We start from the raw sequence: 18469 nt of genomic DNA on the forward strand, positions 1-18469 counted from the left end.
CATGCGCCTACAAACGTGCCTTGTCCCTCGCCCACGCGACGATGGCTTGCGCATCGATGGCGCCCGGCTGGCGCGCCACTTCCACGCCCTTGCGAAACAGGGCCAGGGTGGGAATGCTGCGGATATTGAAACGGCTGCCCAGGTCCGGCGACGCCTCCGTATTCACCTTGACGACGCGAAACGCCGGTTCCAGGATCTTGGCGGCCTGCACATAGAATGGCGCCATGCTGCGGCAGGGACCGCACCATGGCGCCCAGAAATCCACCAGCACGGGAATGTCGCTGCGTTCGATATGCTTGAGGAAACGGGCGCTGGCCAGGTCCACGGGCTGGCCCATGAATAGCTCCTTCTGGCACTTGCCGCAGGTGGGCTGCTCGCCCAGCCGGGCATGGGGCAGGCGGTTGACGGCGTCGCAATGGGGGCAAACGATGTGCAGGGAATCGGGCGTGGTCGAAGTCATGGCATTCCTGAATGCAAGCAGGTTGAGTCGGCAAACAGGCATTCTACGGCGATTCGCGCACACCCAGGGCAACCGCGCACGATTGACAGTGGATAATTGTTGCCTGGCCATAAATACTGCGTAATATGCATCATTATCGGATTGCCGCCCCCTGCCCGGGACGATGCCGCCAGCCCACGCAAGGAAACCCATGCACATGACCGCTCCCCCGGCGCACGCCGCGCTCGACGCCACCTTGGCCCGCCAGCGCGCCGCCTACCTGGCCCACCCCGTGCCCACGCTTGCCGAACGCAGGCGCGACCTGCAAACCTTGCAGCGTTTCATCCGCGACCACAAGGAAGCGCTGTGCGAGGCGATCAGCGCCGACTACGGCAACCGTTCCCGGCACGAAACCTTGCTGGCGGAGATCTTTCCCGCCATCGACGGCATCGACCACGTCCTGAAACATGTAAAAAAATGGATGCGGCCGCAGCGCCGTGGCGTGGACTGGCGCAATTTCCTCGGCGCCCGCAACCGCGTGATTCCGCAGCCGCTGGGCGTGGTGGGCGTCATCGTGCCGTGGAATTTCCCCGTCAACCTGAGCCTGGTGCCCCTGACCTACATCTTCGCCGCCGGCAACCGCGCCATGGTCAAGATGAGCGAAAACTCGCGCCACCTGGCCCGGCTGCTGATCGACAGGATGCCCGCCTATTTTCCGCCGGAAAAATTGCAGTTTTTTGATGAGACAGGCGGCGTGGGCATCGCTTTTTCGCAACTGCCGTTCGACCACCTGCTGTTTACGGGGTCCGGTCAGACGGGCCGGGCCGTCATGGCGGCGGCCGCGCGCAATCTGTGCCCCGTCACCCTGGAACTGGGCGGCAAGGCGCCGGCCATCGTCTGCGCCGATTTCGACTTGCGCACGGCCGCCGAGCGCATCCTGTTCGTCAAGTTCCTGAACGCGGGGCAAATCTGCACCAGCGTCGACCATGCCTGGCTGCCCGAAGCGGGCATCGCCGCCTTCGTCGAGCATGCGCGCCGGATCGTGCCCACGCGCTACCCGCGGCTGGACACGCCCGACTACACTTCCATCATCGACGAGGCAGCCTTTGAGCGCCTGCTGCAGGCGCTCGACGAAGCGCGCGCACGGGGCGCGCACGTGATTTCGCTGTTGCCGGGCCCTGCGTACGACCGGACCACGCGCAAGATCGCGCCGCACATCGTGCTCGATGCCCCTGAAGACTGTCTGCTGCTGACGCGCGAAATCTTCGGCCCCATCCTGCCGCTGCGCGGCTATGCGAACCTGGATACCGTGATCGACAACATCAATGCGGGACCGCGCCCGCTGGCCATTTATCCGTTCAGCAAGCAGGCAAGCACCGTGCAGTTGCTGATCGACCGCGTGATGTCGGGCGGCGTGTCCGTCAACGACGCCCTGTTCCACGTGGGCCAGCACGATTTGCCGTTCGGCGGCGTGGGCGAATCCGGCATGGGCCACTACCACGGCGTCGAAGGTTTTCACACCTTCAGCAAGCTGCGGCCCGTGTTCTACCAGGCCCGCTTCAGCACGCTAAAACTGCTGTGGCCGCCGTACGGCAAGCTGGCCAGCCGCGTGCTGGCCTTCCTCACGCGTTGAGGGTTTACAGCTGATGCTTTACAGGAACAGCGAGGCGGCGATGGCCCACATCACGAGGGCGATGATGCCGTCGAGCACGCGCCAGGCCATGGGCTTGGCAAACACGGGCGCCAGGTAGCGGGCGCCAAAGCCCAGCAGGAAGAACCACAGGGCCGAAGCCATGATGGCGCCGCCGGCGAAGTAGAAGCGTCCCACGCCTTCATGCTGGCCGCCGATCGAACCGAGCAGGATGACCGTATCGAGGAAGGCGTGCGGGTTCAGCAGGCTGAACGCCAGCGCCGCGCCGATCACGGCCCAGTAGCCTTCGGGCGACTTGGCGGCCGACACCGTCATGGCCGAAGGACGCCAGGCCGACTTGGCTGCGCGCAAGCCATAGGCGATCAGGAAGGTGGCGCCGCCCGCCTTGGCCCACAGCAGGAAATTAGGGTTGTCGGCAATGAAGGTGCCCATGCCGGCCACGCCGGCCGTGATCAGCATGGCGTCGCACACGAGACAGACCAGGATGCAGGTGAGCACGTAGTGGCGCTTCAAGCCCTGTTTGAGCAAGAATGCGTTTTGCGTGCCGATGGCCACGATCAGGCTGGCCCCGAGTCCCATGCCTTTCAAGAAAATTGCGCTATCCATATCGATTCCTTTCTATTGCTTTCCATCACGCGCACGGCCGCCCACGCTCTGCCGCTAGCGGCAAAGGCATCAAAGGTAGGTGGAGGGTGAGGCGGTACCAGCAGGACCGCGCGGCGGAGTGGAGTTGTTACCCTATTTCAACAGTGTAAAGAAAAAGTAAATATAAGTATAATGAATGATTCTAACCATATATAAGAGTTTCTTATGCGCGTCGTCGATTACCGTGGATTGGCCGCCCTCGACGCCGTGATCGGCCTGGGCAGCTTTGAAAAGGCCGCGCAGGCGCTGGCGATCAGCCAGCCGGCCGTGTCGCAGCGCATCCGCACCCTGGAAAACCTGGAAGGCACCCTGCTGATCATCCGCAGCCATCCGCCCCTGCCCACGGAAGCGGGCCAGCGCCTGATCGCCCATTACCGGCAAGTCAAGCTGCTCGAAGCGGCGCTCGACGCCCAGCCCGGCCCCACCACGCAATTGCCGGAGCTGGCCATTGCCGTCAATGCCGACAGCGCCGCCACCTGGATCCCGGAAGCGCTGGGACCGCTGCTGACGCCGCCGTCATGCCTGCTCGATATCCGCCTCGACGACCAGGACCACACCCTGAGCCAGCTGCGCGAAGGACGCGTATTTGCCTGCGTCACCAGCGCCAACGACCTGGTGGCCGGCACCACGGCCACGCCGCTGGGCGGCATGCGCTACCTGTGCGTGGCGTCGCCCGCGTTCGCGCAGCAATGGTTTCCCCAGGGTTTTACTGTAGAGGCCGTCAGCCAGGCGCCCGCCATCACGTTTGGCAGCAAGGATGCGCTGCACGAGCGCTACCTGCAGCACCGCCTCGGCTACACGGGCCGCTATCCGCACCATGTGCTCGGTTCGGCGCGCGACTTCGTGCGCTTCATCGAAGCGGGCTATGCCTATGGCATGGTACCCCTGCTGCAGGCGGAAACGGCGCTGGCGGCCGGCAGGCTGGTCGACGTGGCGGCCGGACAGGCACTCGACGTGCCCCTGACCTGGCATGCCTGGGATATCCAGACGCCCCTCACGCGCACCTTGTCGGATGCCGTCATCGCCACGGCACGCAAGTGGCTGTTACAGGATTAATTGACGCATGCAACCGTTATCTATGCCAAATTGCAACTTCCCCGTGCGCGCCCTGCCCTGCCTGGCCTACACTGCAAACATCATTCATCAGAATCAGGAGCTGGCATGACGATCCTGCGCACTACCTTGCTCGGCTTGCTGGCGGCCATCCCGCTGGCTGCCGGCCTGGCCGCCTGCTCGCCCTTGACGGCCATCAATGCCTTGTCGTCAGGCAGCGCCTCGCAAGTGACGCGGGACCTGGCCTACGGTCCCCTGCCACGGCAAAAACTCGATGTCTACGCCCCCAAAATCCGTACCGGCCCCGTGCCCGTGGTGGTGTTCTTTTATGGCGGCAACTGGACGACGGGCGAACGCGCCGACTACGCCTTCGTGGGCCATGCGCTCGCCGCGCGCGGCTACCTGGCCGTGATCGCCGACTACCGGCTGTATCCGGACGTGCACTACCCCGAAATCTTGCAGGATGCGGCCCGCGCCGTGGCCTGGGCCGCGATGGAGTCCAGCCGCCATGGCGGCGATCCCGCGCGCCTGTTCGTGATGGGCCATAGTGCCGGCGCCTACAATGCGGCGATGGTGGCGCTCGACGCCGGCCTGCTGGCGCGCCACGGCATGCACCCGCACGACTTGCGCGGCTGGATAGGTCTGGCCGGTCCCTATGATTTCTTGCCCATCGAAAACACCACCACCCGGCCCGTCTTCTTTTACCCGGATACGCCCGCCTCTTCGCAGCCCATCCATCATGTGACGGCCGAGGCCCCGCCCGCCCTGCTGATCGCGCCCCTGCCTGGCCGGGACAAGCTGGTCAATCCACAACGCAACACGGGTGGCCTGGCCCAGGCCTTGCGCGCGCAGCAACGGCCCGTGACGGAAACCTATTTCGACAAGGTCAGCCACACCACCCTGGTCGCCTCGCTGGCCAGCCCCTTGCGCATGCTGGCCCCCACGCTCGACGCCGTGAGCGCCTTTATCGATGCCAACAGCAAGGTGGAGACCGCGCTAGTGCCGCAAGGCATGGCCATGCCGGAAGGCCCCGTCGCGCCGCAAAGCGCCGTCCCGGAGCAAAGTCCTGCAACGGTGCAAAATTCTGCAACGGAGCGAAGCTCTGCCACGGCACGAGGTCCTGCAACGGCGCAAGGCACCGCCACCCAGGCTGCGGCGGCGTACAAGGCGCCCCACGACAAAACGCCCGTCCCCTGAAGGACGGGCGCTCTGCCCGGACCAATAGCGCAATGAATGGCAGCACGGAGGCAGCACAAATAGCGCCACCAATAACACCATGCTGCATGACGGCCAGCCGCAGCTCAGGGCTCTCACCCGGGGCTCTATCCCCGGGGCTCTCCTCCCAAGATGAGGATCAGCCGCCAGCAACGGCCCGCTTACTCTTTACGGCTGGCGCTGCTGCTTTTGCTTTGTGCGGAGCCCGCTTGCGATACGCTGCCGCTGACCGAGCTTTCGCTGCCGACCGACTGCTGGCTGCCCTGCTGGCCGGCGCTTTGCAGGCTTTGGCCGTCACGGCTCGCGCCACGCTGCTGGTCGCGGTTGGCACCATTTTGATGATAGGCCTGGAACGGTTCGGCAATGCGCTGCATGGCTTCCTGTTGCTTACGCACGTTTTTCTCCGTTTCTTCCGAAGCCGTGCGGGCCACTTCCTCGGCCAGGGCCTTGGCAGTACGGCTCGTTTCATTCACATGCCGCTCTGCCACGTTGGCCAGTTCGACCTGCGTATCGGCGGCCAGGCGCGATACCTGCTGCTGGTACTTGCGCAGTTGCTCGGCGGCTGGCTGGCCTGCTGCGGCAGCCACCTGGAACACGTCTTCGGCGCGCTCGACCGTCAGCAGGTTCTGGCTGGTGACCGTGCTTTCTTCCAGCAAGCCTTGCGCCAGTTGCATGTTCAGGTCGTTAAAGTGCTGCACCGACTGGAACAGGGACTTCGACAGGCCATTGAAAAAAGCCAGTTGCGCTTCCAGGTGGTTTTTGGCGGCGGGGGTAACACTACGGGAATATGGATACATGGAGTTCCTCATTAGATAGCGGTTGGGTGGACAGAAACAGGTGGCGACGCTATCGGCTGTCGAACCGCTAGGCAGACGGCCGGGCTACGCCACGAAGCGCGAAAAAACATATCCGATTGGTGGAGAGATGCTTTGCAACGCGAGTCCCAAGGCTACGTGAGCTCCGCAGGTGAGGGATGATCTGGATCAAAGGTACGCTAGCCTGCGTAGAAAGTTTTGGCTGGACGGCTTGCCCTTGGCAAACGTCAGTGACGGAAAAGCAAATTTGTGCCAGGCACGCTCAGCGAGTGGCGCCCGTGCCCGGCACGACGGGCTTGTAGCCATGGCTGCGCAGCGAGGCTTCCAGCCAGCGGTTGCCATACCAGCCGCGCGCCAGCAGGTAGCTGAGTTCCGCGCCGGCCATCAGCAGCATCATCGGGCCGATGCGCAGTTCGCTGGCCAGATGGCTGCCAAACCACAGGCAGGCGTCCATGGCCAGCATCAGCAGCAACAGCCACCAGCGGCGCTTGGCCACGGCCCAGAAAGAGCCCAGCAACAGGGCCGGCCAGGAAAATCCCGTTTTCACGTAGGCATAGCGGCCCGCATCGTCGGCAAACAGGGTGGCGCTGTGCTTCATGCTGCTCTCGTCAAGAAATAAATGATGTCAGGACTCGGGGTGGTGGCAGACGGCTTCGACGTTGTGACCATCGGGCCCCAGCACGAAGGCGCCATAGTAATTCGGGTGATAGATGGCGCGGATACCGGGGGCGCCGTTATCCTTGCCGCCCGCTTCCAGCGCGGCCCGGTAAAAAGCGTCCACCTGGGCACGGTTGTCTGCCGTGAAGGCGAGATGCATGCCGGCATGCGGCGCGCCGCCCACGCCGAACCAGAAATCAGGCTTGCCATCCTTGCCCAGGCCGACCCAGCCCTGCACTTCCATCACCACCGACACCCCCAGGGGCGCCAGGGCGGCCGAAAAAAAGGCCTTGCTGGCCTGTGCATCGCTGACATTCAAACCGATGTGATCAAGAATCATGCTGGCGCTCCTTTGGAAGTGATAACAGGCCGCACAGTATGCGCCAATATTGCCTTTTCAGCAAGCAAAACTACAGGTCCGGCGCATAGCGGGCAAGCATCTGTTCCTGCGTTTCCTGCGGCCCGCTGCCGCCCGTCTGGTCCTGAATCATCTGGCCCATCGTCGGCAGGACGCTGCGTTCCACTTGGGCCGCGCTGTCCCACAGGCGCGAACGCATGAGGGCCTTGGCGCAATGCAGATACGCCTCGGCCACGCGCAGGCGCATGACCAGGCGCGGCGGGTTGCGTTCGCCGGCGAAGTGCGCCAGCAGCGCAGGATCGTCGCAGAGGCTGGCTTCTCCATTCACGCGCAAGGTTTCATCGACGCCGGGGATCATGAACAGCAGCCCCGCCCTGCCCGTCTCGGCAATATTGCTGAAGCTGTCGAGGCGGTTATTGCCCTTGGCATCGGGCAGCAGCAAGGTATGGGGATCGGGCACCTGCACGAAACCGGGCGCGCCGCCGCGCGGCGAGGCGTCGAGCTGGCCGCCAGCGCCGCCCGTGGCCAGCACGGCGAACGGCGACAGTCCGATGAAGGCGATGCAATGCGGGTCCAGACGGTCGAGCTGCTTGCTCAGCGCCCGTCCCTGCGCGGGCGGATAATGCGCGCGCAGTTGCTCCAGGGTGATGGCCACGCGCCTGCCTCGCCTAGCGCAGGTTGCCCGTATGCCCCAGCGAATAGCGGCCCGGCTGCGGCCACACGGTCAGGCCGTGCGGTTCCTGGCCGACTTTCACTTTGGACACGTCGCCACTGTTCGTATCGATGCGGTACACCACATCGTCGAAACGGCCGGACAGCCACAGATACTTGCCATCGGCACTCACATTACCCATGTCGGGACTGCCGCCGCCGGGGATCGGCCAGTTCGACACGACTTTTTCGGTGGCGAAATCGATCACGCTGACGCTGCCCTTGCCCTTCGGCTTGCCATGGATGCGGTGCGTGCCGCGGTTGGCCACGTACAATTTCTTGCCGTCACGGCTGGGGTACAAGCCATGCGCGCCCACGCCCGTCTGGATGAAGCCGATTTCCTTCAGGGTGGCGCCATCGACGATGTGCACGCCGTCGGCGTCCATGTCGGCGATAAAGAATTTCTTGCCATCCGGCGAGATGCGTATGTCTTGCGGCATGCCCTTCTTGACGCTGCAGATCTCATTCGCGGGACCGCCCACGGGACCGGACTCGGCAAAACGCTTGGCCGGCATCTGCAATTTCAGGTAGCCGTCGACCTTGCGCCCCACCAGGTCGATCTTGGCAATGGTGCCGTCGAATTCGCAGGTGAACATGGCGTAGCGGCCGTCATTGGAGAAATCGGCATGGTTGATGCCGCCGCACTGGGGCGTGTCGATCGAATACTGCACGGCCATGGTCTTCGGATCGCGGAAATCGAGGCGGTGGCGCGCTTCAGCCACGACGATGGCCGACTTGCCGTCAGGCGTGTAATACATATTGTAGGGATCGTCCACGGGCACTTCCTTGCCCGGCTTGCCGCTCAAGGGGTCGATCGGCGTCAGACTGCCCTTGTCCGTGCGTTCCGCATTGTTCGCCACCCACAGGGTGCGCAAGTCCCACGACGGCACCACGTGCTGCGGGCCGCTGCCGACCTTGAACCTGTCCACCACTTTCAGGCTGTCCTGGTCGATCACGTAGACATCGTTCGAGCGCAGGTTGGGCACGTAGACCCTGCGCAAGTGATCCTTGACGACGGGACTCATATTGCTGCTGGCAATGCTGCCGTACACGTTTTTCGGATCGACCAGCGGCGGCATGCCCGGCAGCGGAGAATACGCGGCCGCCGGAGCAGCGGCGGCAGGTGCCGGCGTGCTGGCGCCGATGACCTGGCTGGCGACGCCCAGGCCGGCCAGTGCGGCAGCCAGGGCGGACAAGGTGACAATGGTGCGTCGTTGAGATTTTTTCATGTGATTTCGCGTCTTTTCGTTGCAAAAGCCGGAAGTTCAGCACTTCCAGCGGAATATCAAATCGGTCGTACTAATTCAGTCGTACGAATTTTCGTCTTACAAATTACTTGCGTTGCAACAGTTGCTTAATGGCAGCCACCGAGGTATCCACCTGCAGCTTGATGCCGATCTGGCCCAGCTCGGCCGTGGCGCGCGTGGCATCGCCGCGCACGCCGTCCGCCACGCCGGGCTTGGGTCCGTGGGCCATGGCCTCGCTGCGCACCAGCGACGGGTCCGTTGCCAGCATCAGCGCCGCGTCCGCCAAGCCCGCGTGCAGGCCGATCTCGGCGCTGCTGTAGCCGCGCTTCTGTAGTTCGGCAATATATTGCGATTGCGTGATGTCATAGTAATCGAGCAAGGCATAGGCGCGCGCTTCCTTGCCGGCGGAAGCCTTGCCCCAGGCGCGGTTCAGTTTGTTGGCCACATTCTGCTCGTTTTTTTGATAGCCGCCATGGTCGCCAAGAAAAATGATGTCGCGGAAACCATGCTGGCGCAAGCTGGCAGCTGTCCCTTCCAGCACGGCTTCGAAGGCGGCTGGCGGAATCGAAATCGTGCCGGCAAAGCGCATGTGGCCGGCCGGCGGGGTAATACTGCCTTCCGGCACGTAGGAAACGACGGGCGCCACGATGGTATTGCCCAGCTTTTGCGCGATCTGGCGCGCCAGCAGGCCGGCGCGCACATTGTGCTTGCCCAGCGCAATATACGGCCCACTCTGCTCCACGCCGCCGATCGGCACCAGCACGGTGGTCGCGCCGTGGTCTATGCGGCTGCGCAACTCGGTGCTGGTCAGTTCTTCCAGCATGACGCTGCCGCCGGCAGGCGCGGCCGCCGTGACGGGTGCTGCAGGAATCAGTAACAACAGGGTCAGGGCAAACAGCGAGCCGGATGGCTTGGACAGACGGGAGGGCGCGCGGGGCACCTGTGGCAGGGGGAACTGCAGAGTCATAAGCAAACATCTTTCCAAGGTCAAAGCGTGACGCCGTGCCCGGCCTTGCCAGGCAAGCTGGCTGCCACGCAGGAATTGTATTCCATCATGACGGGAACGGCACGTTAATTTGCTACGGTGCTTTGCAAGGAATTGACGAGGGGAAACTAAGTACAAAGTGTTGCCCAAAGAAGCAGCAGACATGGGCCTTGCCCGGCATCAGCAACGAGAACGGCGGCAGAAACGCCGCCGCGAGTCGCCCATGCATCGAGCAGGCGATGGTGCTGTAGCTCCTGCACCAAGAAGACTTGTCAGGCAGCATTATTCACGGCTTCGTAGCGTTTCTCCGCATATGCCTTGAGCGACAACATCGTTCTGGGCAACCCTTCCCTGACTTGCCTGGCAACGCCCGGCCCGAACAGAAAGGCCAGCGCGCCCGTAAACCACACGCGATGCACGACTTCCGACCCGCCCTCGACGGCAGCGACCGTGTGCTCGAAGTGGATGCGGAAGAAGGGGATGTAACCCTCGACGGTGAACGAGCGGCCTGCGGTGCGCTCGGTGACCAGCAGCGGAATCCCCATCCCCTTGCTGGGAACGATCCGGCCATGTGTTCCCACGGCGAATGGCCCGTTGAGCCGGGCTTGCTTCGTATCCGGATCCCACAAATGCCATCGGTCAACCTCGCTCCAGATCTGGTCGATGACCGCGGGCGGGACGGCAATGTGGATGTTTTCTTCGATATGCATCAATTGGGGATCTCCATATCATTTTAATGAAAGTAACGGGGACCTTCCATCCGGCGCCGCGCGGTGCCAGGAAATTGGCCAAGGAATAGCATTCATCATGCCGTATCGCCATGATAATTACGCCAATCAAAAGATCTTCTTCCAGCAAAAAACAAACACGCTTGCCATTCTTTTTTCTCGATAGAAAAAATACTTGCTGGGGATGCAGGATACACTGTAATTTGTCTGCCATATCAACATCTGCGGATTGCGCTTGCAATTGCCACCGGCAGAATCAGGGCATGATGACAGCCTGGCTCGAGAGACATAGCCGTGATCCTATTGAATTTTGAGAGATTATGAACGCAGCACATTGGAGGGTTCAGGAGCTAAGCCATTACTTAGCGGATATCGCCTGGTTTAACGCCGAGGGTGCCCGCCGCGCATATGATTTGGCGGGCCTTCATGATTCGAAGACACATCTCGGCCTGGACGCCAATACCGTCAGCGCAATCGAACGGCTCGCATTCGGGAATGACTCGGCCAGCGCCACCAGCTGGCTGCGTGCCCGTGTGCCTGGAAATCAGCAGGTCGTCGTGGTGTTTGGAGAGGATGAATGCTTCCTGTGCAGCAGCGTATTCCTGCTCGAGAATTGGCGCGATATTTTTACCCCCTCACGTGACGACGCAATGATCTATTCGAACGACACGCCGCTTATCCTGTTTTATTGCCATGAGAATGAATTCGAACTGGGGCAGCGGATTGTCTTTGATTAAAAGGCGCGTTCGGCCAGGAGCGGACATGAGTAAGCACCGATAGCAATGACCAGGAAAATTAAAGCAAGATAACAAACGGATCTGGCAAAAAGCCATAGCTCAAGCCGATTAGAAATAAATACTGGCTGCGAGCCCTGCTCTGCCCTGGAGTTTTTTCAACACAATCGGCCAAAAGCGGACGGATCAAATACTTAACGGAGATGAGCATGAAACGACTATTGGCGCTTACTTTTTTTACTTGCATTTCAGCATATGCTCAGGAAGCGCCTTTGCCCGAGACCGAACAATCAGCCATTGAGTATAAATCTGTGTCCGAAGCTTTGGCTGCGCTACGAGCGAAGCCTGGTACTGAAGTAAGCAAGCAAGGTAACTGGATAATTGCAATTGAGCAGGACATGAATGTGATTTGGTCCTTTGCTCCAGAAGGCCATCCAGCTTATCCGGCTCTGGTCAGGCGAGCGATCATTTCTCATGACGGAAGGATATCCGTCAAAATGAATGTGAAGTGTCAAGCTAGCAAGTCCGCTTGCGATAGCTTAGTACGTGAATTTATACAGCTGAACGAAGAAATGCGGGCATCATTTCAATCGAAAGAAAATAAGTGAAATTGGCCGCATCCAAGAGCAGCCGTTCGGCCCCAAAGTTATTTCCAAAACAACTGCCGTTTTAATTATCTGGCGACCATTACGTCTATAAATGCCAATACAAAACGAAGACGTGCAAAATCCATCGGAGCGTCGTGCCTACTGCGTGCGGCCACGGCCAGACCTCGCTCAGCGATTGAAAGCTATCGGCATGGCCGATGCTCTTGACGTTCTTGGCCAACACACAGTGGTAATGACCGAGTCGCTACCATTTGAGGGCAAGCTGGAGGGATATCGAATGCTAATCCTCAAGAAGTCTAAAGAAGCTCTCCTTGAAGACGATCCTTTGTCGGAAATTTCGCAGCGCGAGGCCTTACTTGGCAAAGGCCTCTCTCTCTAACCGAGTCCTTCGACCTCTGGTGGATGGCTGAGGAAGTAGAGACCATGGAGATTATTACAAGCTGGCAGTCTTCGCCGCGCAATGGCCGCCACTGGGCGGTCTGCCAGACGCGCTGAAGTACCGTGATTGAATACTGGATCGTGCCCAACCATGACGTCCGCTACGGGGTGCGGACTCACACGCGTGAAAGGCAGGCAGACTCCCTGACTGCCACGGAACCAGGCGCCGCCGTCCCCTCCAGCCATCCCGGACAACTTGACTGACACCCGCAACAACTACAAAACCTCAACGCTCCCCCATGCGACAGCGCCACCGCCAAAGAAAAACCCCGGCGCACCGGGGCAATTTCCAAGCTTAACCGCGGGCGCCGCGGCCGGGCAGCGCCAGGCGCCGGCTGGCTGAGGCGGAAGCGGGGGCTGGCAAGCCGCCCGCCACTTTCAACGGTTTTGCCTGGGCGTCGCCGCGCAGGCGGAACACGGCCACCACGTCGACCAGCTCGACGGCGCGGTCCTGCAGCGAGGAGGCGGCGGCCGCCGCTTCTTCCACCAGGGCCGCGTTTTGCTGGGTGACCTGGTCCATTTGCGAAATGGCCTGGTTCACCTGTTCGATGCCGGCGCTTTGCTCGTGGCTGGCGTTGGCGATGTCGCCCATGATGTCCGTCACGCGGCGGATGCTGGCAACGATTTCTTCCATCGTGGCGCCCGCCTGGTCGACCAGCGCGCTGCCCGTGTTGACTTTATCCACGGAATCTTCGATCAAGCCCTTGATTTCCTTGGCCGCTGCCGCCGAACGCTGCGCCAGGTTGCGCACTTCGGTGGCCACCACGGCAAAGCCGCGGCCCTGCTCGCCCGCGCGCGCCGCTTCCACGGCCGCATTCAGCGCCAGGATATTGGTTTGGAAGGCAATGCCGTCGATCACGCCGATGATGTCGGCGATCTTCTTCGCCGATTCGTTGATGGAACCCATCGTGCCCACCACTTGCGCCACCACGGCGCCGCCCTTGCGGGCCACGTCCGAGGCGGACACGGCCAGCGAATTCGCCTGGCGCGCATTGTCCGTATTCTGGCGCACGGCCGAGGTCAGCTCTTCCAGGCTGGACGCCGTTTCTTCCAGCGACGATGCCTGCTGCTCCGTGCGCACGGACAGGTCCGCGTTACCGGCGGAAATCTGCGCGGCCGCCACGCTGACCGTATCGGCCGAGGTGCGCACGGTGGCGATCACGCCGACGACACGCTCGAGGAATTTATTGAAGGCGGTGGCCGTGCGGCCCACTTCATCCATGCGCTCGACGGGCATGGCGGCGGACAGGTCCAGCGAGGCGCTGACGCGCTCCAGTGTGTGTTCGATATTGCCCAGGCCGCCGCTGATGGTGCGGTAGATATGCCAGGCCAGCGCGCCCGTCAGGAGCACGGCCACGCCCAGCACGGCCAGCATGGTGTTGAACGCCGTGTCGTAGGCGGCCAGGCTTTCCGCCTTCACGTCATCGACCAGCTTGTTGTTGTAGGCGATATGGTCATCCATGCTCTTTTTCGCGGCCGCGGCCGTGATGGCCAGCGGCGTGCCGGCCAGCAAGGTGGCGCGCACGCCGTCCATGTCGCCCGCGTAGGCGGCGGCAAAGAATGGCGCCAGCGCGCGGCGGTACGCTTCCATGGCGGCCTGGTCGGCGTCCAGCATCTTGCTGTCCGTGGCGTCGTACAGGCGCTCGGCGCGGTAGGTGGCGATGACCTTGTCGAAATTCGCGTTGGCGTCGGCCACGGCCTTGTCCAGCGCCGTCTTGTCGGCCAGGTTCGAGAACACGGACAGGCGGTAGCCGGCCAGGCGCGAATCGGCCAGGAAACCCTTGGCCGCATTCAAGCCCTGAATGCTGGGAATGATGCGGTTTTGCACGGTGTCAAAACGCTCCTGGGCCCGCTGCAGCTGGATGGCGCCACCCGCGCCCAGCAATAGCAGGGCCAGCAAGGCGATGGTGAGGGTCAGAATTAATTGCTTGGTGATATTCATGGTGTTTCACAGTAAAAAGGGTGGCCTGGCGGGGCCAGGCAGGTTGAGTAGCTGCCGATCAGGTGGCCGGGATCGGTTGCTAGGCCGCCAGCGGGGAGGCATCGGGCGTGCGGCGCAGCAAGTCGCCATGCTGGCGGCAAAACGCCAGGCCCGCCTTGTGGCCCACGTCGAACAGCAGCTGCATGTTCGAGCTGGACCAGTCCAGGGTATCGGGCCAGTGCTGCTCCGGGATGCCATCCATCAAGTCAAGCTTGAGCAGGCGCCGCTTGGGCTGGCCCGTGCGCGCGTCCGTGTTGTGCTCGAGTTCAAACAGGCGCAGCTCGCTCTTGGAAATCTTTACCAGCGGCGTGATGATGGAGCGCACCCAGGCGTCGTACAGGTTGCGCGGCTTGCGCAGCAGGCGCTCGTCGCCCAGGATGTCGAGGATGACCAGGGTATCGGCGTCATGGTGCTCGCCCTTGCCTTCGATAAATGGCTCGAAATTGAGCGTATCGAGGGCCGCGCCTTCGATGTAGTCGTCGCCGGCGATGGTCGTGGGTGCATACAGGAAGGGAAACGACAGGGCTGCGCGCACGTGGATAGGTTCGATCTCGTGCTTGCCCCAGATTTGCATGCGATGCTCGCTGAGGTTGTAGGCATTGATGTAGAAATCGGGACGCATGCGGGCCACGCCCGAAAAATCCACGGCTTTTTCCAGGAAGGGCAAGTGCGCGCACAGGCCCAGGCTTTTCGCCGACAGGTCAGACGGCGACAGCGACGACACCATCAGCTTGCCCCAGTCCGACCAGGCCGCGGGCACGCCCGCAAACGTTTGCTTGAACGCCTGGAAAAAAGGATTGTTGGCCGGCGGCTGGAAGGCGTCGCGGAAGGTGCTCGCGTGCATGCCCGGCTTCTGGAACACCTTGTAGTTGATCGGAATCATCTTATAGATGCTGTCGGCCACGCCCGTGTCGGCCCAGCTTTGCAAGGCCTGGCGCGGCGTGGCCTCGTGCGGCGTCGTGTAAAGCAAGCCCATCAACACACCCGCGCCGGAGGCGGAAATGACGTCGAACTCGATGCCCTCGTCGAGGAAAGCGGCCAGGGCGCCAGCGATCAAGGTGGAATTTGGTGCGCCGCCACCAAGCAGCAAACCCGTTTTGCGGGCCCGTTTCGCTGTCGCAGCTGGCGCCGGATTCGGCGGCGTCGTCATCACTGTCTTCATGCACACTCCCTGAACGGAACGGGGTTACCATCCCTTAATTGTTGGTTACTACACGCTTAGTGCGCCTAATCCTGCGCATGTCCCCGCAAGCGCCGAAGCGATGCAATGTTGCAGAAACAGATATGAAATTAACATAAATAAATTCCATATGGCAATTTCGATAATGCATAACCGGTATTCAGGAAGGGCATAAGCTGATGCCGTGCGGCGTAGCGTGATGCGGCGCAGCAAATATAAATCCGGCGGCGTTAGGAATAGTCTCTTTGGGGTAGGAATATTCCGCAACCAGCCGCCAGCGCGGCGGCCAGGCGGTTCAGCGCAATGATGCGGGGTCGGGATGGGGCGGGGAAAAATGCAGGTGGGTACACAAATGGTCAACAAAGACGCGAATCTTGGGCGACAGGTGGCGGCTCGATGGCCACAGCACCCAGAACTTGCTTGAGTACAGCAAGTGCTCGGCCAGCACGGCCTGCAGCTCTCCCCGTCCGATGGCGTCGCGCACGATAAAGTCGGGCAGGTAAGCGAGGCCCACGCCCTGCGTGGCGGCGCCGATCAAGGCTTCGATATTGTTGCAGGTCAAGGCGGTCGGCAAGCGCAGTTCGCTGCCGCTGTCGCCCTCGGTCCGCTGCAGCGCCCACTCCTGCAGTTTCCCCGTGGTGGGAAATTTATAGCGCACGCAGGCGTGCCCTTCCAGCGCGCGCGGCGTGGCGGGCACGCCGTGGCGGGCGAAGTACGCGGGAGAACCCACGATGGCAAAGGCAAACGGCCCCAGTTCGCGCGCCATCAGCCGCGAATCGGTAAGCGTGCCGCTGCGCACGGCCACGTCGACGCCTTCGGCCACCACGTCGACCAGGCGGTCGTTGAAATCGAGGTCGAGTTCGATCTCCGGATACAGGCGCGTAAAGTCCGCCAGCAGGGGCAGGATGATGCGGTAGCCGATCACGGGCAGGCTGACCTTGAGCTTGCCGCGCGGCGCCACGGCCAGGTGCGACAGTTCCGCCTCGGCATCACCGAGGTCGGCCAGGATGCGCTGGCAGCGCTCGTAAAACAGCGCGCCCTCGTTGCTCAGGCTGATGCGCCGCGTGCTGCGGTTGAGCAAGCGCACGCCCAGCTTTTCTTCCAGCCTTGCCACGCTCTTGCCCACGGCCGACGCCGACACGCCGAGCAGGCGTCCGGCCGCCACGTAGCTGCGCGTTTCCGCCGCGCGCACGAAGGCGGCAATGCCGTTCAGATTATCCATGCCATATCGATTAGGGAATATTTGTCCGTTATGAGTGGATTTTCAGCCACTTTTTCATCCATTCCGTCCATATTATCATCGAAATCCCTCTTTCTGGAATCATTCCCATGGATACGAATCACCGTATGAAGCCTGCCTCCCCGGCCCGGCGCGCCTTCGTGCTGGCCGCCGTCTGCCTGGCCGCGCTGTGCATGCCGCTCAGTTTTACGGGGCCGGCCATCGCCATCCCCGCCATCGCCGCCGACCTGCACGGCACGCCGCTGGCGCTGGCATGGATCACGAATGCCTTCATGCTCAGCTTTGGCGGCTGCCTGATGGCGGCCGGCGCCCTGGCCGACCGCTATGGCCGCAAGCGCGTGTTCTTGCTGGGCATGGGCGTGTTTTCCGCCGCCGCGCTGGCCCTGGCGGCCGCGCCCGGCATACTGTGGCTCGACATGCTGCGCGCCGTCCAGGGCCTGGGCTGCGCCATGGCCCTGTCCAGCGGACTGGCGGCCCTGGCGCAGGAATTCGACGGCCCCGCCCGCGCGCGCGCCTTCAGCCTGATCGGCGCCGCCTTCGGCGTGGGCCTCGCGTTCGGCCCCTTCATGGCCGGCATCTTGATTACGCATACGGGCTGGCGCGCCATTTTTGCCGCCACGGCCGCGGCCGGCCTGGCGGCCCTGCTGGGCGCCGCGCGCGCCATGCGCGAATCGCGCGACCCGCAGGCGCAAGGCGTGGACTGGCCAGGCGCCCTGACGTTTACGGGCGCCCTGTCCCTGTTGACGTATGGCTTGCTGCAGGCGCCGCACAGCGGCTGGGACAGCGCCGCCAGCCTGGGTTTATTGGGTGGCGCGGCATTGCTGCTGGCCGTCTTCATCCGCGTGGAGCGGCGCGCCGCGCGGCCCATGCTGGACTTGACCCTGTTCCGCCTGCCCATCTTTGCCGGCGTGCAGCTGCTGGCCGCCGCGCCCGCGTTTTCCTTCGTCGTGCTGCTGGTGCTGCTGCCGGCCCGCTTCATCGGCGTCGAGGGCTATGGCGCTTTCGATGCGGGCCGCATGATGATCGCCCTGTCGGCGCCCATGCTGGTATTGCCCATCCTGGCAGGCATGGCGGCGCAGCGCTTTGCCGCCGCGCACATCTGCGCCAGCGGCCTGCTGCTGGCGGCGGGCGGCTTGCTGTGGCTATCCACGTGCGCGCCGGGCCAGGCGCCCGCTGCTTTCATAGGGCCGCTGCTACTGATCGGCTGCGGCATCAGCCTGCCCTGGGGCTTGATGGATGGCCTGGCCGTCAGCGTCGTGCCCGTCGAGCGGGCCGGCATGGCGGCCGGCATCTTCAATACGACACGCGTGGCGGGCGAAGGCCTGGCGCTGGCCATCGTCAGCGTCCTGCTCAGTTCGCTTACCGTCGCGGCGCTGGGCGGCGCCGGCCTTGCCGGCATCGGCGCGCAACAGGCGGCGCTGGCCGGCCCCTTCCTGGCGCTGGGCGAACTGCAGCAGGCGGGCGCCCTGCTGCCGCACGCCTCAGGCGCCGAACTGGCGCAGGCGTATGGCACGGCATTTCGCCACTTGCTGTACGTGCTGGCCAGCATCACCACCGTCTCGGCCCTGCTGATCCTGACCTTCCTGCGTCATCCGGCCCATGCGGCAACGGACACGGCCGCCCTGCCCGCCTGCAAAGCGCAAAACTGAACCGCACGATTTTCCCGCCGCCCCATCTCCGTCCCCGCCACACCGGGCGGCGCCCACGCGCCGCCGCCCGCCTTTGATGCTTCTCTGCAACACCTCAACAGCTCGGAAAAATTCAGGGAACAAAACGAGTTTACT

At 62.8% G+C, this 18469-nt stretch carries 18 protein-coding genes; 6 read left to right on the plus strand and 12 right to left on the minus strand.

From position 1 onward, the window contains the following. Nucleotides 1–7 precede the first annotated feature (7 nt). On the minus strand, nucleotides 8–460 hold the full coding sequence (gene trxC / locus GCN74_RS07340; protein WP_152256051.1) for a thioredoxin TrxC: 453 nt from the start codon (nucleotides 458–460) through the stop codon (nucleotides 8–10). 196 nt (nucleotides 461–656) lie between these two features. Between trxC and GCN74_RS07345 the strand changes: the two genes are divergently transcribed. Beyond that, entirely contained in the window at nucleotides 657–2072 is a 1416-nt protein-coding gene (locus tag GCN74_RS07345) for a coniferyl aldehyde dehydrogenase (RefSeq protein WP_226938921.1), read from the plus strand. Between the two features lie 18 nt (nucleotides 2073–2090). Here the strand turns inward: GCN74_RS07345 and GCN74_RS07350 are convergent, their stop codons facing one another. Then, nucleotides 2091–2696, minus strand: a complete 606-nt coding sequence (locus GCN74_RS07350; protein ID WP_152256053.1) for a LysE/ArgO family amino acid transporter — start codon at nucleotides 2694–2696, stop codon at nucleotides 2091–2093. A 204-nt stretch (nucleotides 2697–2900) separates the two neighbouring features. Between GCN74_RS07350 and GCN74_RS07355 the strand changes: the two genes are divergently transcribed. Beyond that, nucleotides 2901–3791, plus strand: a complete 891-nt coding sequence (locus GCN74_RS07355) for a LysR family transcriptional regulator ArgP (protein WP_152256054.1) — start codon at nucleotides 2901–2903, stop codon at nucleotides 3789–3791. A gap of 105 nt (nucleotides 3792–3896) precedes the next feature. Next, nucleotides 3897–4985, plus strand: coding sequence for an alpha/beta hydrolase (locus tag GCN74_RS07360; RefSeq protein WP_152256055.1), 1089 nt, complete (start codon nucleotides 3897–3899; stop codon nucleotides 4983–4985). Nucleotides 4986–5164: 179 nt separating this feature from the next. Here the strand turns inward: GCN74_RS07360 and GCN74_RS07365 are convergent, their stop codons facing one another. From GCN74_RS07365 to GCN74_RS07395, 7 genes are all read right to left on the minus strand, one after another. Beyond that, the gene (locus tag GCN74_RS07365) at nucleotides 5165–5800 is read right to left on the minus strand and encodes a phasin family protein (protein WP_152256056.1); all 636 of its coding nucleotides are present in this window, start codon (nucleotides 5798–5800) and stop codon (nucleotides 5165–5167) included. A gap of 280 nt (nucleotides 5801–6080) precedes the next feature. Next, nucleotides 6081–6416: a hypothetical protein gene (locus GCN74_RS07370; RefSeq protein ID WP_152256057.1), complete on the minus strand. Its 336-nt coding sequence runs from the start codon at nucleotides 6414–6416 to the stop codon at nucleotides 6081–6083. Between the two features lie 27 nt (nucleotides 6417–6443). Then, nucleotides 6444–6815, minus strand: coding sequence for a VOC family protein (locus tag GCN74_RS07375; protein ID WP_152256058.1), 372 nt, complete (start codon nucleotides 6813–6815; stop codon nucleotides 6444–6446). Between the two features lie 70 nt (nucleotides 6816–6885). Continuing rightward, a complete protein-coding gene (locus GCN74_RS07380) occupies nucleotides 6886–7488 on the minus strand; it encodes a pyridoxamine 5'-phosphate oxidase family protein (protein ID WP_152256059.1) in 603 nt (200 codons plus the stop codon). A 13-nt stretch (nucleotides 7489–7501) separates the two neighbouring features. Then, a complete protein-coding gene (locus GCN74_RS07385; protein ID WP_152256060.1) occupies nucleotides 7502–8773 on the minus strand; it encodes a YncE family protein in 1272 nt (423 codons plus the stop codon). A gap of 103 nt (nucleotides 8774–8876) precedes the next feature. Then, nucleotides 8877–9758, minus strand: coding sequence for a creatininase family protein (locus GCN74_RS07390; protein WP_226938930.1), 882 nt, complete (start codon nucleotides 9756–9758; stop codon nucleotides 8877–8879). Nucleotides 9759–10048: 290 nt separating this feature from the next. Next, nucleotides 10049–10486: an SRPBCC family protein gene (locus tag GCN74_RS07395; RefSeq protein WP_152256061.1), complete on the minus strand. Its 438-nt coding sequence runs from the start codon at nucleotides 10484–10486 to the stop codon at nucleotides 10049–10051. A 338-nt stretch (nucleotides 10487–10824) separates the two neighbouring features. Between GCN74_RS07395 and GCN74_RS07400 the strand changes: the two genes are divergently transcribed. Further along, the gene (locus GCN74_RS07400) at nucleotides 10825–11241 is read left to right on the plus strand and encodes a hypothetical protein (protein WP_152256062.1); all 417 of its coding nucleotides are present in this window, start codon (nucleotides 10825–10827) and stop codon (nucleotides 11239–11241) included. 206 nt (nucleotides 11242–11447) lie between these two features. Further along, on the plus strand, nucleotides 11448–11846 hold the full coding sequence (locus tag GCN74_RS07405; RefSeq protein WP_152256063.1) for a molecular chaperone DnaJ: 399 nt from the start codon (nucleotides 11448–11450) through the stop codon (nucleotides 11844–11846). A 733-nt stretch (nucleotides 11847–12579) separates the two neighbouring features. Here the strand turns inward: GCN74_RS07405 and GCN74_RS07410 are convergent. From GCN74_RS07410 to GCN74_RS07420, 3 genes are all read right to left on the minus strand, one after another. Continuing rightward, on the minus strand, nucleotides 12580–14226 hold the full coding sequence (locus tag GCN74_RS07410) for a methyl-accepting chemotaxis protein (RefSeq protein WP_152256064.1): 1647 nt from the start codon (nucleotides 14224–14226) through the stop codon (nucleotides 12580–12582). Nucleotides 14227–14305: 79 nt separating this feature from the next. Continuing rightward, nucleotides 14306–15427: a patatin-like phospholipase family protein gene (locus GCN74_RS07415; protein ID WP_226938922.1), complete on the minus strand. Its 1122-nt coding sequence runs from the start codon at nucleotides 15425–15427 to the stop codon at nucleotides 14306–14308. A gap of 313 nt (nucleotides 15428–15740) precedes the next feature. Continuing rightward, nucleotides 15741–16667, minus strand: a complete 927-nt coding sequence (locus GCN74_RS07420; RefSeq protein ID WP_152256065.1) for a LysR family transcriptional regulator — start codon at nucleotides 16665–16667, stop codon at nucleotides 15741–15743. 125 nt (nucleotides 16668–16792) lie between these two features. On the opposite strand from GCN74_RS07420, the gene GCN74_RS07425 reads away from it, so the two are divergent. Next, complete coding sequence (locus GCN74_RS07425; protein WP_226938923.1) at nucleotides 16793–18334, plus strand: MFS transporter; 1542 nt, start codon at nucleotides 16793–16795, stop codon at nucleotides 18332–18334. Nucleotides 18335–18469: the final 135 nt, after the last annotated feature.

The organism is Janthinobacterium sp. FT14W, assembly GCF_009208755.1.
GTDB classification, from domain to species: Bacteria; Pseudomonadota; Gammaproteobacteria; order Burkholderiales; family Burkholderiaceae_D; genus Janthinobacterium; species Janthinobacterium violaceinigrum.

Coding starts and splice junctions, on each gene's coding strand:
- GCN74_RS07375 (WP_152256058.1), bottom strand. CDS start 6,815: ATGATTCTTGATCACATCGGTTTGAATGTCAGCGATGCACAGGCCAGC.
- GCN74_RS07365 (WP_152256056.1), bottom strand. CDS start 5,800: ATGTATCCATATTCCCGTAGTGTTACCCCCGCCGCCAAAAACCACCTG.
- GCN74_RS07420 (WP_152256065.1), bottom strand. CDS start 16,667: ATGGATAATCTGAACGGCATTGCCGCCTTCGTGCGCGCGGCGGAAACG.
- GCN74_RS07405 (WP_152256063.1), top strand. CDS start 11,448: ATGAAACGACTATTGGCGCTTACTTTTTTTACTTGCATTTCAGCATAT.
- GCN74_RS07370 (WP_152256057.1), bottom strand. CDS start 6,416: ATGAAGCACAGCGCCACCCTGTTTGCCGACGATGCGGGCCGCTATGCC.
- GCN74_RS07395 (WP_152256061.1), bottom strand. CDS start 10,486: ATGCATATCGAAGAAAACATCCACATTGCCGTCCCGCCCGCGGTCATC.
- trxC (WP_152256051.1), bottom strand. CDS start 460: ATGACTTCGACCACGCCCGATTCCCTGCACATCGTTTGCCCCCATTGC.
- GCN74_RS07425 (WP_226938923.1), top strand. CDS start 16,793: ATGAAGCCTGCCTCCCCGGCCCGGCGCGCCTTCGTGCTGGCCGCCGTC.
- GCN74_RS07345 (WP_226938921.1), top strand. CDS start 657: ATGACCGCTCCCCCGGCGCACGCCGCGCTCGACGCCACCTTGGCCCGC.
- GCN74_RS07360 (WP_152256055.1), top strand. CDS start 3,897: ATGACGATCCTGCGCACTACCTTGCTCGGCTTGCTGGCGGCCATCCCG.
- GCN74_RS07415 (WP_226938922.1), bottom strand. CDS start 15,427: ATGAAGACAGTGATGACGACGCCGCCGAATCCGGCGCCAGCTGCGACA.
- GCN74_RS07355 (WP_152256054.1), top strand. CDS start 2,901: ATGCGCGTCGTCGATTACCGTGGATTGGCCGCCCTCGACGCCGTGATC.
- GCN74_RS07410 (WP_152256064.1), bottom strand. CDS start 14,226: ATGAATATCACCAAGCAATTAATTCTGACCCTCACCATCGCCTTGCTG.
- GCN74_RS07385 (WP_152256060.1), bottom strand. CDS start 8,773: ATGAAAAAATCTCAACGACGCACCATTGTCACCTTGTCCGCCCTGGCT.
- GCN74_RS07350 (WP_152256053.1), bottom strand. CDS start 2,696: ATGGATAGCGCAATTTTCTTGAAAGGCATGGGACTCGGGGCCAGCCTG.
- GCN74_RS07390 (WP_226938930.1), bottom strand. CDS start 9,758: ATGACTCTGCAGTTCCCCCTGCCACAGGTGCCCCGCGCGCCCTCCCGT.
- GCN74_RS07400 (WP_152256062.1), top strand. CDS start 10,825: ATGAACGCAGCACATTGGAGGGTTCAGGAGCTAAGCCATTACTTAGCG.